Here is a 15,668-nt window from a genome sequence, read left to right on the forward strand (position 1 = left end):
GATGAAGCACGAGCCGTGGCCGTGGCCAGTAAAATGCGTACCGGCATGGTGTTATTAAATGGCGATGAAGGGGACTATAACGCCCCCTTTGGCGGCTATAAGCAATCGGGCAATGGCCGGGAGTTTGGCAAGTTTGGCTTTGAAGAGTTTTTAGAAACCAAAGCGATTATGGGGATCAGTGGACAGTGATAACAGCCTATGATGCAAGTCATTCCCCGGGCCTTAATTGAAGAATCATATCCCACTTGGCACTGATGGCAGCACTGCAATTCACCCCGGTAACCAGTGACTTGCGTTTGCTGCAAAAAAAGTACGCCGTGGATAGCAGAACCGACAGCACAAAGATATCGATCCAGCCCGCCGCCCTATTATCAACCAGTGGCAATGCCGCCCCATCCGGGCCAAAATAAAACAGCCCCGCACAAAACAGAGCCAATACCATCATCATAACGCCGACACTGGTGACATAGGAGTGCTTGCGACTTTCACCGCTCAGATTGGCCTGATAATTGACCGCCAGATGCCCTCGATAATTATCAAGGTCGGTCTCCCACCGCCACAGACTAATATCAGGGTTCTGCTCAATCTTTTTCAAATAGCCCACTTTTCTTTGAATAGTCACGGCCTTATCAAAGATTACGATTAAGGCCAATTCAATTAACAACATGGGAGTTATATAAACCAGTGAATGCACTTTGGTTGCCGCCGCATACGCCAATACAGCGGAGGTTACCGCAAGGGCAATACTAAACAACTGAAACTGGCAGCGCTTTTGGTCAATAATTTCATCCCTGATCGATTGGTAAATAATATCCCTGTGCATAAGCTATGCGTCCTTATCGCTGGCGTAATAATAAAACAATGAACCGACCGGGCCAGAAAAAGACAAGGCCACCTTGGCTTGGTGCTGCGTATCCAGTTGTGATTTTCTGGTGCGCATTACATGAATAAATTCTCCATTTGTCACAGGCAGCCCATCCGCTGCCTGTATCGACTTCTGTGCAGCCTGCCACATCGACATCGCCTCCCAGGCAGTGACCTGGCCCTGCAAGGCAAAATCATCACCATGGCAAGTGAGTACCACACATAGCTTGCCTGCTCTGGCGCACTGCCTGTGAATATCCTTATCCAATACCTTTTCTCCATTAGGCATAAATAACCGCTTACCCCCCTTTTCTGAATGAGCAAATACTACAATGGGGCTACCCTCCGCACGGTGGATACGGGCATATAAATCAAGACTTCCTCCATTCAAGTCAGTCACGCCCTCGCCTTCTTTGACCTGTCTGGCAAAATGTTGCAACTGCTCTTCTGCCCCCTGGCTGACGCTATCGGTTTGATAGACTTTTTTATAGTGCTGCGGCTTTGTCGGCATGGCGACCAGCAATTCCGGCTCGTGCGCAACACTGGCAAAGCTATCGTGCTGCCTGCCAACATCCAGCCCTGTGCGCAACACCTGCCGCTCAACGGTATCGCCACCAACATGAGCCGGGATGGGGTCCTCGGCATCCGCTGCCACACGGCCAACATCATCATAAACAGCCCCTGGCTTAGCGGGTATTTCACGCACCGGAACCTTATCAACCTTCCTGGCTGCCGGTGCCGCCGACCCCAGATCATCAAGCAATCGAACCAAGGCGGTTATCAGGCCCGCATGGCTGGCTTCTACAAACAGCAATAACAACACGGCCACACTTAGGTTTTTTATCCACTGTCTTAATTGATACATTTATATCTCCCTGAAAAAAGTGACATATTGAAGCACCACTCAAAATAGATCCCGCAAGGTAATGCGGTAAGGGTGCGGCCTTTCGGCGCTCAAGCCGGGGGGCTGGTCATCTTCGGCACCGGCGGTTAGTTCCTGCCTGGATAAACTGGCCTCTATCCCCTTATTGGCCAGCGCATTGGCACCGGCGCCAGAAATAACAATTTGCCAAACGGTGGCATTGGGGTTGTTTTCATTTAAGGCCCAGGCAATAAAACCGGAAGCCAACAGAAATAACAAAAATTTAAACCTGTAAACCAGACTGGCAATAATGCGTCGATAGGTCAGCGCAGTGCGATTATTTTTCAGCTCATAGTTTTTTAAGTATTCGATAGAAGCGGCACCCAGAGCACCCAGGGCCATATACTCGGGGAACACCATCCAGTTAGCCAGCATCGCTCTACTCCTGTAGTTCTTTCTTTAGTATTAAGACACTTTAGCAAGGTATTTCCCCACCTTAGAGGGCGAGCAGATTGCCGTAATTTATAGCTATTGCTGGTGAGTTAGTCGATATTTTTGGGGGAGTTTAAATAGTCGAACTTTTATAGAAGGAACAATATTTCAACAACCGATCATCGGTAGATTTATAGCTAAAGGGGAACGTGATAATGGCGAGTTAGAATTAATCACGCCCCGTTATCATGAGCTTAGCTTTGAGGAGATTAGAGAGTGGCAAACAAGCTAGTGGTCAGTCGTGTTCCCCTGTGTCTCTGCAGTAATAACACCGCCAACACTAACAAAGCTTATTGGCAGATCTTTTGGATCTTTTGTGGATCTTTTGGGACAGACACTCATTAGGGCAGATCTTTTGGGACAGACACTCATTAGCAGACACTCATTAGCAACAGACGTCGGCACCAATAATTAGTTTTAGCTTCCCTTAGCGGTTTATGACCCACTATATACTTTAGTCGGTAGCCACTACAGACTAATGGGGGATAGAAAGAGGGTTCAAATTTCAATAAAGTTTGTTCTTAGGCAGTAAATGCCTTTAATGGGCACGCTTCTACTCCATACCCATCTAACCCTGTGAATAGTTTACTTGATCAAAACAAGTGGCGACAAGCTTTACAGAGCCGGTTTGACCCACACCATGGATTAAAGGGAAGTGCCTAAAATTAAAATAACGCAACAACTACAAAGTAAAGGAGCACCTCATGCTGAAACAAACTCTGGCCATAATTGGCCTAACAATATCATTGTCTGCTAATGCTGCTTTGTACGACCGTGGCAACGGCATGATTTACGATGACACCTTAGACATTACCTGGCTGCAAGATGCCAACTATGCGCAAACGTCAGGCTACGATGCCGATGGCAGAATGACTTGGGACGATGCTAATGCGTGGGCTGACCAATTGAACTACGGCGGCTTTGATGACTGGCGCTTAGCTTCAGCAAACTTAATAAACGGCGCCAGCCCGTGTTTCGCATATGATGGCAGTTGTGATCGTGGTTATAACATTACGACGGGGGAGCTAGGCCATATGTTTTACAACAACTTAGGCAATCTGGGAGCTTACGATGCCAGCGGTTCATCTCAATCTGGCTTTGGCGTTTCCAATAGCAGCTTTACGGATGGCGATAGTGGCGACAATGTGAGCATTTTGAATTTACAGAATAATGTTTATTGGTACGGCGAGGAGCACGCTCCATCTACAGTTAACGCCTGGATCTTCGGTACCGGTGGTGGCCAACAGTACACCGCCGGGAAGAGTACTAATATCTATAGCTGGGCAGTCCGCGCGGGGGATGTCAGTTCGGTGCCTGTTCCTGCTGCGGCGTGGCTGTTTGGTACGGCGCTGTTAGGATTGGTAGGAGTGAAGCGCAAGAAGTAATACACCAAACAGCTCTGCTTAAAGGCTCCTGCATGGGGCCTTTTTTTGATTCTGCTTTAGTCCGCTAATGGCACACCGCCGCCCCTATGCCTCGATTAATCTCGGGGCTTTTTTATGTCTGCTATCAGGAGACAAGCTGCCGTTTAATTTATGGGTAATTGAAGGAGGGGTCTGGAGCAGTTGACCCATAACTGCCCCCGGCCCTAACAGTTATCATTACAGCCAAGCCGAAATCACTTAAAATGATTATGTCTGAATTGAGGTTTATGATTCAGGGCACAAAAAAGCCCGCAGCTAGCGGGCTTTCTAAAATGTTCAAAACCTTACAGCTTATTAAGCAGCCTTACGTCTTGCCCATCCAAGAGCGGCTAAACCTAAACTTAGTAGCGCCAAGCTACCGGGCTCTGATACAGATGTAGGCGGTGTAGGCACGCTGGTTAATACTGGCAGCCCTCGAGCTTCATCCGACAAGTGCAGACGCATTCTGCCAAGATCGCCCAAAAAGGCGTTTGTAGCATCTCGTGTTCCAAATTGCCATTGAACTTCGATTGATGCAGTGACCTCCCAAGCATCGCAGAAGCTGGTATCACAGACGTCATTATCTAGTAACCAGTCAAGGGAGGTGGCATGGTCAACATAGTTGTCGCCTAAGTCCTCCTCAGAGCCGTCCCAATCGGTCATAAAAATGGTATCTCCACCGAAAGTTTCCAGTTCGAATTCTTCGCTACCAGTTTGAGTGCTGAAACTCATATTGGCGTGACCATGGTGGTTATTTTTATAGGCATCTAAAGCTGCAGTAACTTCTTCTTCGGTGAGACCGTCTGCTTGGAGCGCGTTGGAGAGGTCTGTACAGCCTGCCTCGGCAATCGTGTTGCCTGCCTCATAGTCACATCCATTATCCCAGATCATGCGACGGGCATAGCCAGGCACTTCGAAAAATACATTCAGGTTATACTCGCTTCCAGTGCCGCTGATTTCCCAGTGTAAATCGTTGCTTAAGCCTGCATCGAGGTCGTAGATTGAATGGTGGTCGTTATACCATGGTAAATTGATTGTGCCGTAGTCGAGACCCTGGGTACCGCCAAGGTATTCACCGGCTTCAAGCACGCCGTCTACGGTAACTGTAGGTATTGCGTTGGTGGCAGCTGAGCCAATGATAGCGGCCAAAAGTAGGCCGTTTTTAAAAGAAGTGTTGAGCATGCGGCGTTCCCATAAAGATATGTCAATATTATTTTAACCTCATGTTAGCAATCGCTATGCCAAGGTTGTTTTTATTATAGAAATCAATAACTTAATAGAATTGAACAAAAACTTACTATCAGGGATTGTAAATACTACCGACACTCTTAATAATTTCATGGCTATCAGTTCTATATCCGCATACTCCTTTTATCGGCGTCTGTCCTTATAGTTTGATAGTTTGTTTAGCTTTATAGTTCTTTCTTATTGTATGGCGGCTGTTCTTATAGTTGGCATTTTGGAAGGGGTTAGTGAAGATCATGGAAGATTTTTTTATAGCTACACGTAGATATACACTAACTATTGGCTGTAGTCGTTTTTTGTCGAAAGCTGGACCTAAGCCTATCTTTGTTATTTTCTAGCTACCTGATAGTAACATCCAATAAAAAAGTATGATCAAGCAAAAAACCTCTAAGCCTATCAAAAACAGAATACCTTTTATTGGTTTGCTGAATATCTTTATTTATAACCGCCAATAATGCTTCATCGTGGCACTTAGTTGTATATTTTTTTGCAAGAAGCTCACCTTTGTAAGCAATATTTTCTAATAAAGACTGACTTGAAGAAACCTTCTTTACCTTTTCTATTGCCTCCTCAGGTGTTGAATACAGGATGCAATTAACCATATCCACCAACCCTAACCTTGCCTCTTCCAGCTTCTGCCTGTAGGCCACTAAAACACAGCCGCACGCCAATGCTTCAAAGTTTTTAATCATATACTCATCTGTACCAACATCAGCGCTGATAAAGAATTTAATTCTATTGAGTAATTCAGAGTACTCATCTGGAGAGGCCGCAGATAAATATCTTAAAGGCAGCCCCTTAGATATCATCTTTAGCATCTTCTCTCTTTTTTTATAGATCTTGTTCTTAAGAGTCCCTATAAATGCATAGCCTATATCTCGATTTACTCCCATATTACTCAAGCTAATATCATCGTAGTACTTTGGTACAAAGTCGACTGAAAAACCCATTTTCTGTAATCTTTCTGTAGAGCGCCATCCACTGCAAATTATTCTTGCCCTTGGCAGCTTTCGATAAAACCGCTGAAACTTTTTGTAATAACGGCTGGAGGGCATAAAATTTTGACAAGCATCATGCTCATAAATAACCAGACCATTAATATTTTTCAAGGCTTTAGTTTGAAACCTTATCAATGACCACTTAAGGTCAATAACGATACGATCATACTCTTTCAAATTAAAGTTCTGTAAATAGCCATCAAGACATTTTTGCTGACTCCGTGATAAGTAGTACCTATCAATATTGATTTCGCCGGCAACATTTTCCAGAAGTTTAAATGTGTATTTTGCATCTCTTCGCCGGAGCAATAATATATTTAAACCGTTCTTATCGTGACTGCCGATGCCTTTTTTGCAAGCACAACAATTTAAAACTTTAGAAGGATGAATATTGTACTTCTCTTTATGCTTCTTCTGGAATCTATCTATCCACGGGGCAACCTTCTTAATATATTCGTGGCCCGCCACCCCGTAGGCTTCACAATACTGTCTGTAAAATTCAGAAATTTCCTGACTATTAAGACCAGTTTCTGAAAGCCCAACTAATAAACGCCCCAAATCTCTTTCTGGAACCATTCGCTTGTATGAAAAACCAAATCTATCAAGATCGACAAAATAAAGCTCTCCGTCAGATAGAAGTATATTATTAAGCTTAAGGTCACCATGAACCCAGTTATTGCCATGAAATCGGGCGACTAAGTTAGAAAGGTCTGCCAAAAGAGCGCTTCGGCCCTGGTTAGTGAGTCGAGAATCACCTGAGAGAGCCTTTGAAAGCGTCATGCTACCAGAAATATATTCACAGGCTTGAAAATATTCCCACTTAAGAAAACCTACCCTCCGGCATATATAGCCCAAGGATTTAGGTGTTGCAAATCCAGTTTTATAGAATTTTAGATTTTGATTATGTTGGTGGGCAGCTCGAGATCCAACAAGAAGCCTTCTCAATAAAGGAAATAATCCAGACTGATAATATAGCTTGCAAAATACTTCCTTACTGTTTGGCAAAAACGCCTGTACTATCTTACGATTTTTCTCGTTCTTTATTATCCGCGCACCGTCAAGCATGCACAGATAGTTATTATAGGATACAACATCATTCAAACCGGCTTCTTTATCGACTTGAAACATAACATCTTCACTTATGAATAATCTGTATCTAACATGCAGCTGATCAATTAACGAAATATTCAAGCTTCTTTTAGCGAATAGTCCTTCATTAGAAAAACACGAAAGAATACGAAAAACACAAGAAATAAAATAACGCTTTCTAAATTTCTTCTTCCTGATATACGATTTTTCCCCAAACTGCTCAAGAGCTCTGAATAACAAAATATAATCACGATAACGAAAACCATGATAAAGAGCTGTTAACAGTTCAGAATTACCCTCTTCGACCAATTTTATAATAGCATCACTGGATCTTGGGGATCTTTTTGAGACATTATAAAAGGCATCACACATAGACTCCTGCTGCAATAACATCTTCCGCCAAAGATTTCTTGCCCTAGACTTAGCTATAGATCGAACGTAACCGACTCTTTTTTCAGTAAATACAAAGGGCAAGTCGATTAGCAGCCGCACAAACAATTCAATATCTTCACGATTTGTCAGCGCCTCGTTATACATACCGTATTCAATCATAGCTTCTCGACGCAATAAAAAGCTATTTGTACAAATTGTACTTTTATTATTCAGGTAGGTTTCTAACGTATACGGCTTGTTATTTTTCAAATATTCAACAAGCCTAACTTCTTGTGTTTTTTTATAGCGCTCTGGTTTACACAGGCCAAAACTGACACCTTGAAATTCCGAGTCATTGATAAATACATTCAGCCTTGAAATTACTGAACTTTTTGTAAGAACATCATCAGAATCTAAAAAACATATAAACTCGGACTTTGCCGCTATAACGCCCCTATTCCTTGAAAAGGATTTCTCACGATTTCGATCATTAGTGAGGACAATAATCTTATCGCCATACTTTTCTTTAAGTAGCTCAGATGTACCATCAGTTGAGGCATCGTCAACAACGATACACTCAATATTTTTATGGGTCTGAGATAATACAGAATCGACGGCATCACAGATAATAGGCCAACGATTATGCACAGGGATAATAACCGTAACACTTAGCATATCAGATGACGGATCTCTCATTGAATGTTGAGGCGAATTGTCAGGCCCAGATGAAAGCAAAATATCCCCCATTTACCCTCCCTTATGGTTTAAAAAATGTGATAAGAACCCTACTTTTTTAAAAAATAAAGCTCTACAAGGAAACATGAACCTAGCTGTATATTGTTATCGTCGGCTGATTTACTTCTCAGAATATTTAACTTGAAGAAGCCGAACTACGGGGAAGATTATCCCGATTAATAAAACACATAAAAAATTATCTCTGCTTTAAACATTTGATAGTTACTAGTTACAACAAGTCAAAGTGACCCAACACCAATCAGCGTATCGGCATACCATGGATCAAGAACCCTCTTCTCCCTGACAAGAAAGCAATATTTAAAGGATCTAACCCTTCTATAAGCAGCATCTGCATAGACTATTTCCTCAACCTCTAAACCACTTTTGCAAAGAATTTTAGCCAGAGTATACGGAGAAAACCAATAACGATGATCGGTATTAATCCTCTCTACTCCTTTAGCTATATTGACGCTATTCCGATAAGAGAACGCATTAGGGACAGTTACAATAATTTTTTTAATATGATCTGAATAAGTGGTTCTAATAGCTGATAGAAACTCTACAGGATTATCAACATGCTCCAAGATTTCACCTAGTATAGCCATATCCCACTCATCATTGATGATACCTTTTATTTTTTGGGACAGGATATCGCCATATTCAACATTGTCATACTTCAAAGAATCTCTTACATAGTTTACGCTAGCTTGGTTAATATCAATACCTAAGCATTTTTCAGCTACACGAGTAATAATCTCATGGACCCACTCTCCCTGACTTAGCTTTTGATCAATAAAAGGAAGATGATCACAACAGCCTATATGTAAAACACGCTTACCTTTCGCTAACTTCTCAATATTACTTAATCGCGAATAAACAGCGCTACTTGTCGACAAATCAAAAGACTGATAATCATCAAATTTTTCACCCTTAAGATAAGGTATCGAAAATTCATTAATCTTCATACCATCCCTTGATATTCACTTTTTATGTTCCGGCAAAGAGCCTCTTTAGCTATCAACGCGTAATAGGCCTCCCGCATAGACTCATGCCCGAAGCGGGTCATATCCAAAGACATTGGCAACTCATTATTTTTGAAGTACTCAAACATACTGACAAAATCAGATGAATCTTTACAAATCCTCACCCGTTCACTTCCCGCATACTCTTCTAATTCACAAAATGCATCGATATTGTTCAGAATCAGAGGCAACCCCGCAATTAACGCCTCAACTGGAGCCAGTGCAAAACCCTCAGTTTTTGAACACATTGAGAAAACGTCCATAGCATTTAGGTACTTACTGCCCTCATCCTTGTAGCCAGTCAAGACTACTTTATCCTCTATACTCAGGCTCTCAACCAACTTATTCAGTTCATGATATTTGCTACCACCACCAACGATTAATAAGCGGGCATCTGCATCCCCCTTTGCATAGACTGAAAACTGTACAATCAATTGATCATACTGTTTTTCATGCTCTAAACGACCTAACGAACCAATCACATAATCATTTTTAGTAAATCCTAATTGATTCCTCGCAACCTCCTTAGTTAACATATTATTTTTTATGTTAACAATATCGATACCATTAATAACACTGTGAACTTGGCGACCAAAGAAACCAACACCGATCAAACTATTTGCAACAGTCTTTGAAACGCCAATATAGTGAAAGTTAGACGACTTCATTGCGGCTATTTGTACGGAGTTAAATGCTTCAAGAGAAACAAACTCACCATGCACTATGGTAAATATATACTGCCCCTTCTTTACAAGCGGTGAAATCAAAGCAGAAACTCTTAAACCATCTGCAACAATAACATCGCCCTCGCTAATTAATGCTTTTAACTTTTTAGATAATTTTCGAGTCTTCAGAATATTCTTCCATGAATTCATACGTTTGATACCTTTCTTAGAATATCTTAAATAAGTGATTGTGGTCTGGCACGGATAGAGTGATTCGTGACCATGATCACCACTAATGTAAAGAACATCCTGCGGACCAAAAGATGAACAGGCTGCGACTACTTGAGCATGGACATGGTGTATAGCAACTGCTTCTCTAGAAGCCTGCACCAATATATGAATACATTTTTTTGTCCTTGAATTTACCATGCTCGCCCCCTACAACCTTCTTACTATTAGACCCCTTCTCAATTCTTTACCCCAGGCTATCAGTAGTTAGAACTATTTTTAATCGGAAGAGCTAAAACATTACAGTGCGACTTATCTGTCATAGTCTCTGTCAGAGATTTCTCATCAACACCCCAATCCATAATAACGCCAATAACTTTATAGCCAGCGTCATCAAGCATTCGGTTTATCTGAGCGATATCATCATCAGTGTGCATTCCTGTTTCAAATACCAAAACGGGTTTTTGATGCTTCAAAATCGCTAATGCCCCCTTGATAACCTGCGACTCATGACCTTCAACATCAATCTTGATAAACGATACCTTTTGCTCCACCCCCTCCACCAATGTATCAAGCGTAAAAGATTCGACTAGAACCTCCCCCCCTTTTACCACCATTGACTTACTATGATGGTCTTTATCTATCGTAAACTGCAAAGTTCCTTGTTTATCCGAACAGACCCCTGAAATAACTTGAACATTATCTACAGCATTGAGCTGGAACAAATATTTTGCATAGTCAAGCAAGGACTCATTAGGCTCTATTGCCAAAACCCTTCCAGAATCCCCCACTGAATCGGCCATCAACAAAGATAACAGGCCTACATTAGCGCCCACATCAACAGCCAAGGTATTTCGTTTAGCATACCGCTTGATTACCCATTCCATGCCGGTATCAATACTTCCACGACACTGCACCCTTCTGGTTGCAGGTTCCAAGGGGCTCACAGGAACAAGAAAGTCGTTACCGGTACGAACCAACTCTCCTATAGAAGATTTACCCAATTCTGACTTAATTCTCTGTCTAAACCATGGAAATAGAAATTTACCAAAAGGATAATCCTGCTTAAATCGGTAAAAAGCCCTCAATTTATCTAATTTGCTTGGCATACGACTAATCACAATATCTACAAAATACTTAAGCAAGTCACCGAGATATATTTCTCAATATATTTTTACCTTGTATTGAAGAAAATAATCCAAGGGGCTTGCAAGACGTAAAAGCACTGGCTCTATAATCTCTCTGGGAAACAAGAGGATAAAGGACAGTACACTCAACAATTACCTACAGATTTTTCTCAAGAAACAAACCTTTATCTAAAGATGCAAAGAAATCCTGATAGGGTCCAGGATCTTCAATCGCCTGAAGGTTATATTGCGCATTGGCCCGTACAACCATCTGCTCCCCCTTAGACCTTACCGATACAGACATAGCCAAATTGTAACCATTTAATTTAGTGGCGGAGACGATACCTATCATGTTATCTGCTTTATCAATCACAAAACCAAGGTCTTGCAAGGTTGACATCACTGTACGCAGCACTCTTTTTTTATCTTGAATATCATAGGTTTTTGTTTGATAGCTTCTCACCTCGACTTGGCTTCCAGAAGCAAGAACCTCTCGCTTTGAGCTATTAGCATTACAGCCAACCAACAAACCCAACAGAAGTATCGCCGAAATTAGACGAGATTGTTTAGCAGAAATCATGATTGCTTCTCCAGAAATAATGACTTATCGAGTTTTTCAAAAAAACCCTGAAAAATCTCTGGTTCTTTAATCGCTTCAATGCGACTTAATTGATTCTGTGTATTCCATACCTTACGCTGAATGGTTAAACGGACTGACCAGCGCTCACTGTTTTGACTCATTGATTCTGGAGCAGTCACTAGAGAAAACTTAATTTTCTGCTCTTTATCTACCGGCGTCGCAGCGCCAGTTAACAGGGCTAACACTATAGCACCAGCAACTTGTCCGGCATCCGTTGCATCTCGCATCTTCTCACCAACAATTAAGCCAAGGTCTGTCTCAGATTCATTAATCTGAGCACCTAAATCTTGAATAATGGCCACACTCGCAGACAAAATCTGCTCTTCTGTAACATCCTCATAAACCCTGGTCTGCATCTGCCTATCTTCAAGACTTGAAGGAGACAGCTTTAAGGCTTCCTTAGGGATTGTCTGAACACAACCAGCCAGCACCAAAGCGACTATAACAATACTTACTTGCAAATATTTCATGACTTGCCTCATTATGTAGCAATAAACTAAAACCGTGATGTGTGATAGGCAAAATCACGAACCCTACCCTCTCCATCATATTTAACAATGATGGTTAATGTTCTCTGTGATTTGGACGCCGCACCGGCCTTTTTGTTATAACTACCCCCAACACCCCCAAGAACTTCACTGCCAAAGCCCAAAATAAGCGCTCCGGCACCACCACTACTACTTGAGTAGGCATAATCGGTAGCGATCTTGTCATAAACCCACACCTCCCTTCTCTGGTCATCTGTTGAAACAATATTTGGGGACCCCAATATCTGGAGAACATCAGAACCGCTCATACCTACTTTAATTTCCCGCTGAACAGTGCCGACAGTGACCCTATCAGTGGTATTGTCCTGTACCTCATTTCGGTGTTGGGAGGCTGTCATACAGCCATTTAAAACTATTGTCGAAAGCAACATCGATAAAATCATTATTAATTTCATAATCATATTCCTTATAAAATCCAAATTAACAGCGCAATACACTGGTCTATACAGTAAATAACAGAAAAACCAAGGGGCGATATCTAATAACAGAGTGCTTATGACAATATCCGTTTTAATTGATGATTTTGCGCTCCCCTTACCCTCCTTAGTAAGACACTTTAAACCGGTAAATCCCCACCCCTGTGAATGAAAAAATTCTATAAAAAAGCAGTTAATTGTCCACTTAATCACGGAGCGTGTTTTTTAACTGGCCTTACCAGGGTTTAACCGGGAGGCGGGAAGATGCCCACGTTCTATTACGTTGTTTTGGAAGTTAGCTGAAACGAAGAGCAGTTCAGACACCAAACAATTTTTGCCGGTGCCTGATCATCAATATCTTATAAAACCAACTGACTACTCGGTGAGCTCTATCTCTCGTATCACATTAGCAACACTTTGATTAGACCTATACAAGCCAACGGATAAATAGTAGATATTCCCCTCTCCCCAATCATATGGGGTTCCCTCTACAACAAAACTTACCTCCCCAGAATCTCCAGCTGTTAAATCTATAGGGTTTTGCGGTGAAAAACTCTGGAGATAAATATCGTTAAATCCTGATCGTATTTGCAGGTCTTCAGAAACATCATAGGAAACGGTTACTGTAAACTGCGTCAACACATCTTCAGGTGCTGAAGAAGGGTCAATGCTAACAACGCTGAGTGCATTATTGGGTGATACTAGCTCTTCAAGCCTCTGCCCAAAGTATTCAAAGGTTGCTAATAACTCTCCGCCTTGAGGGGCATCATAAAATGTCATGGTAGCCCCGTTGAACTCAACATAAATACCTCCCAAAAACAAACCGGTATCATCTGTATTATCACCCTCGCAATCTTGAAGACCATTATCAAACTCCACGAGAATCTCTAACTCATCCCTGCCATCAGGGTTCTCAAAAACAGTATAAGAAGCCAGAACTAACTCCTGATCAGAAGCTATGAGTAAGCTGTCATTGTTACCAAATAAAAAAAACTCGTCACACTCAGGGGCAAAGTCAGTTAATTGCCAATCACCTAAAACGCTACTACGTTCAATCACCGGATCTTCCACTATATCCTCAACCACACTGGAACTTGATGAACCACCGCCCCCACCACCACAAGCTGTCAACCATGAAATACTGAGTATCAATAAGCTATATATTACAGATTTTTTCTTTGTCATACGGAATCCCTCGCTAATCGGCCTTATAGATCTTTTGAATAATTTCCTGCTCATTCAAGATGAACATCCTATTAAGACACTTGAGAATGAAAAATCCCCACCTAACAAATCATTTATATCGTATATTTTTACGAAAAAACGATAGAATAATATGAATCAATCACGGAGAGTGATTAAATTTTCAATAGGTGCTTTATTGGAGAATAAAAAACTATTAACAACACTTATTCCAAGGAAGGAAAACCAAAACCAAGAAAACCAAGCAAGAAAACCAAGGACAAAAAACCAAGGACAGACACCCAATAGTTGACTCCAACCCCTACCAAGATTACGATTCACAACACTCACTATTGAAAGGACTCAATGATGACTCAACCAAGGAAGACTTTAGTCTCTATTGCCGATACCCCCTACTACCATATCGTTTCACGCTGCGTTCGGCGCTCCTATCTCTGTGGTGTTGACCATCACTCCGGAAGAAAACCAAGGACAGACACCCAATAGTTGACTCCAACCCCTACCAAGATTACGATTCACAACACTCACTATTGAAAGGACTCAATGATGACTCAACCAAGGAAGACTTTAGTCTCTATTGCCGATACCCCCTACTACCATATCGTTTCACGCTGCGTTCGGCGCTCCTATCTCTGTGGTGTTGACCATCACTCCGGTAAAAGCTACGAGCACCGACGGCAATGGATCGTTGATCGCATTCGACTACTCTCCTCTCTCTTTGCCGTCGATCTATGTAGCTATGCCGTTATGAGCAACCACTATCATCTTGTCGTTAAACTTAATCCCGATCAGGTTAACCGCCTTACAGATCAAGAAGTTATTGACCGATGGCTATCGTTATTCAAAGGCCCATTACTGGTTCAACGCTTCAATGCCGGCATAGCACTTTCAAAACCTGAACTGGATACGGTCTCAGAGATCATTACCCTCTGGCGTAAACGCCTCGCTGACCTGAGTTGGTTTATGAAATGCCTTAACCAACCTATTGCCCGTAAAGCCAACCTTGAAGATCAATGCACTGGGCACTTCTGGGAGGGGCGGTTTAAATCCCAAGCCCTGTTAACTGATGAAGCCCTTTTATCCTGCATGGCCTATGTCGACCTTAACCCTGTAAGGGCTGCCATGGCCCAAACACCCGAAGACTCTGACTACACAGCTATTCAAGAGCGCATAAAACCCCAATTTGATCTCCAGCAAGCCATACACTCTCAAACTGACAGCGAAGATTTGCTGGAATTTAATCATGCATTAAAACCCCTACTCCCCTTTGAAGGCAATATCACCAACGATAATCAGGAAGGTCTTTTATTCAGCTTTACCGATTATCTTGAGTTAGTTGACTGGACTGGGCGGGCTATTGCTTTAAACAAACGGGGCGCTATTCCCAGCCACCTACCAAACATTCTTAAACGCCTTTCGGTTAATCATAAAACCTGGCTCAGTAGCGCCACACGGTTTGAAGCTTTGCATCGACACCGCTTTGGGCGAAGGCGACCCGGCACGAAGTCCACTACGGCCTAGCTACTAATTAGTCCACCCACTTTTTTTATCAAGTCTTTCTGTACTTGATGTTTCTCTATACCTCCAAAACCGTCTTTTGGCCTGTTTTTCTATAAACCAATTTTTCTCAATCAACATATTGTATAAAACGTTTTAACTTCATAGTTATGGGCCAGATATCCGTATACTCCTTTTATCGGCGTCTGTCCTTCTTGTTTGCTTTAATGTGGACCGAGATAACGCCTCCACACCTTCTTAT

14 protein-coding genes and 2 pseudogenes are annotated in these 15,668 nt (G+C 42.2%); 4 read left to right on the forward strand and 12 right to left on the reverse strand.

Annotation, left to right across the window (positions count from 1 at the left end; translation table 11 throughout):
• Window positions 1–12: 12 nt before the first annotated feature.
• Window positions 13–189 (forward strand): annotated as a pseudogene (locus BST96_RS00005) (aldehyde dehydrogenase family protein); the annotation flags it as partial.
• A 19-nt stretch (window positions 190–208) separates the two neighbouring features.
• Here BST96_RS00005 and BST96_RS00010 read toward each other — a convergent pair.
• Genes BST96_RS00010 through BST96_RS00020 form a run of 3 tightly spaced genes read right to left on the reverse strand, consistent with a single transcriptional unit; the run spans window position 209 to window position 2,161 of the window.
• The gene (locus BST96_RS00010) at window positions 209–823 is read right to left on the reverse strand and encodes a hypothetical protein (RefSeq protein ID WP_085756722.1); all 615 of its coding nucleotides are present in this window, start codon (window positions 821–823) and stop codon (window positions 209–211) included.
• A gap of 3 nt (window positions 824–826) precedes the next feature.
• The gene (locus BST96_RS00015; RefSeq protein WP_085756723.1) at window positions 827–1,729 is read right to left on the reverse strand and encodes a hypothetical protein; all 903 of its coding nucleotides are present in this window, start codon (window positions 1,727–1,729) and stop codon (window positions 827–829) included.
• A 39-nt stretch (window positions 1,730–1,768) separates the two neighbouring features.
• Window positions 1,769–2,161: a hypothetical protein gene (locus BST96_RS00020; RefSeq protein WP_085756724.1), complete on the reverse strand. Its 393-nt coding sequence runs from the start codon at window positions 2,159–2,161 to the stop codon at window positions 1,769–1,771.
• Between the two features lie 761 nt (window positions 2,162–2,922).
• Here BST96_RS00020 and BST96_RS00025 point away from each other — a divergent pair.
• Window positions 2,923–3,603, forward strand: a complete 681-nt coding sequence (locus tag BST96_RS00025; protein WP_085756725.1) for a VPLPA-CTERM sorting domain-containing protein — start codon at window positions 2,923–2,925, stop codon at window positions 3,601–3,603.
• Between the two features lie 333 nt (window positions 3,604–3,936).
• On the opposite strand, the gene BST96_RS20820 is transcribed toward BST96_RS00025, so the two are convergent.
• From BST96_RS20820 to BST96_RS00070, 9 genes are all read right to left on the reverse strand, one after another.
• A complete protein-coding gene (locus BST96_RS20820) occupies window positions 3,937–4,803 on the reverse strand; it encodes a PEP-CTERM sorting domain-containing protein (protein ID WP_085756726.1) in 867 nt (288 codons plus the stop codon).
• A 401-nt stretch (window positions 4,804–5,204) separates the two neighbouring features.
• Complete coding sequence (locus tag BST96_RS00035; RefSeq protein ID WP_085756727.1) at window positions 5,205–8,072, reverse strand: glycosyltransferase; 2,868 nt, start codon at window positions 8,070–8,072, stop codon at window positions 5,205–5,207.
• A 227-nt stretch (window positions 8,073–8,299) separates the two neighbouring features.
• On the reverse strand, window positions 8,300–9,025 hold the full coding sequence (locus BST96_RS00040) for a class I SAM-dependent methyltransferase (protein ID WP_085756728.1): 726 nt from the start codon (window positions 9,023–9,025) through the stop codon (window positions 8,300–8,302).
• Window positions 9,022–10,176 (reverse strand): glycosyltransferase, encoded by a 1,155-nt coding sequence (locus BST96_RS00045; RefSeq protein WP_085756729.1) that lies wholly within the window; start codon window positions 10,174–10,176, stop codon window positions 9,022–9,024. Before BST96_RS00045 ends, BST96_RS00040 begins: the two co-directional genes overlap by 4 nt.
• 59 nt (window positions 10,177–10,235) lie before the next feature.
• Window positions 10,236–11,084, reverse strand: a complete 849-nt coding sequence (locus BST96_RS00050; protein WP_157117794.1) for an FkbM family methyltransferase — start codon at window positions 11,082–11,084, stop codon at window positions 10,236–10,238.
• A 175-nt stretch (window positions 11,085–11,259) separates the two neighbouring features.
• Window positions 11,260–11,682 (reverse strand): hypothetical protein, encoded by a 423-nt coding sequence (locus BST96_RS00055; RefSeq protein WP_085756731.1) that lies wholly within the window; start codon window positions 11,680–11,682, stop codon window positions 11,260–11,262.
• On the reverse strand, window positions 11,679–12,212 hold the full coding sequence (locus BST96_RS00060) for a hypothetical protein (protein ID WP_206045372.1): 534 nt from the start codon (window positions 12,210–12,212) through the stop codon (window positions 11,679–11,681). The genes BST96_RS00055 and BST96_RS00060 overlap by 4 nt, the downstream gene beginning before the upstream one ends.
• A gap of 26 nt (window positions 12,213–12,238) precedes the next feature.
• Window positions 12,239–12,685: a hypothetical protein gene (locus BST96_RS00065; protein WP_085756733.1), complete on the reverse strand. Its 447-nt coding sequence runs from the start codon at window positions 12,683–12,685 to the stop codon at window positions 12,239–12,241.
• Window positions 12,686–13,081: 396 nt separating this feature from the next.
• Window positions 13,082–13,891, reverse strand: a complete 810-nt coding sequence (locus tag BST96_RS00070) for a hypothetical protein (protein ID WP_085756734.1) — start codon at window positions 13,889–13,891, stop codon at window positions 13,082–13,084.
• Between the two features lie 366 nt (window positions 13,892–14,257).
• Between BST96_RS00070 and BST96_RS20825 the strand changes: the two are divergent.
• Window positions 14,258–14,356 (forward strand): annotated as a pseudogene (locus tag BST96_RS20825) (transposase); the annotation flags it as partial.
• 99 nt (window positions 14,357–14,455) lie between these two features.
• Window positions 14,456–15,430 carry a transposase gene (locus BST96_RS00075; RefSeq protein WP_085756735.1) on the forward strand — a complete coding sequence of 325 codons (975 nt, stop codon included), beginning with the start codon at window positions 14,456–14,458 and terminating at the stop codon, window positions 15,428–15,430.
• Window positions 15,431–15,668: the final 238 nt, after the last annotated feature.

Source organism: Oceanicoccus sagamiensis (assembly GCF_002117105.1).
Classification (GTDB): Bacteria; Pseudomonadota; Gammaproteobacteria; order Pseudomonadales; family Dasaniaceae; genus Oceanicoccus; species Oceanicoccus sagamiensis.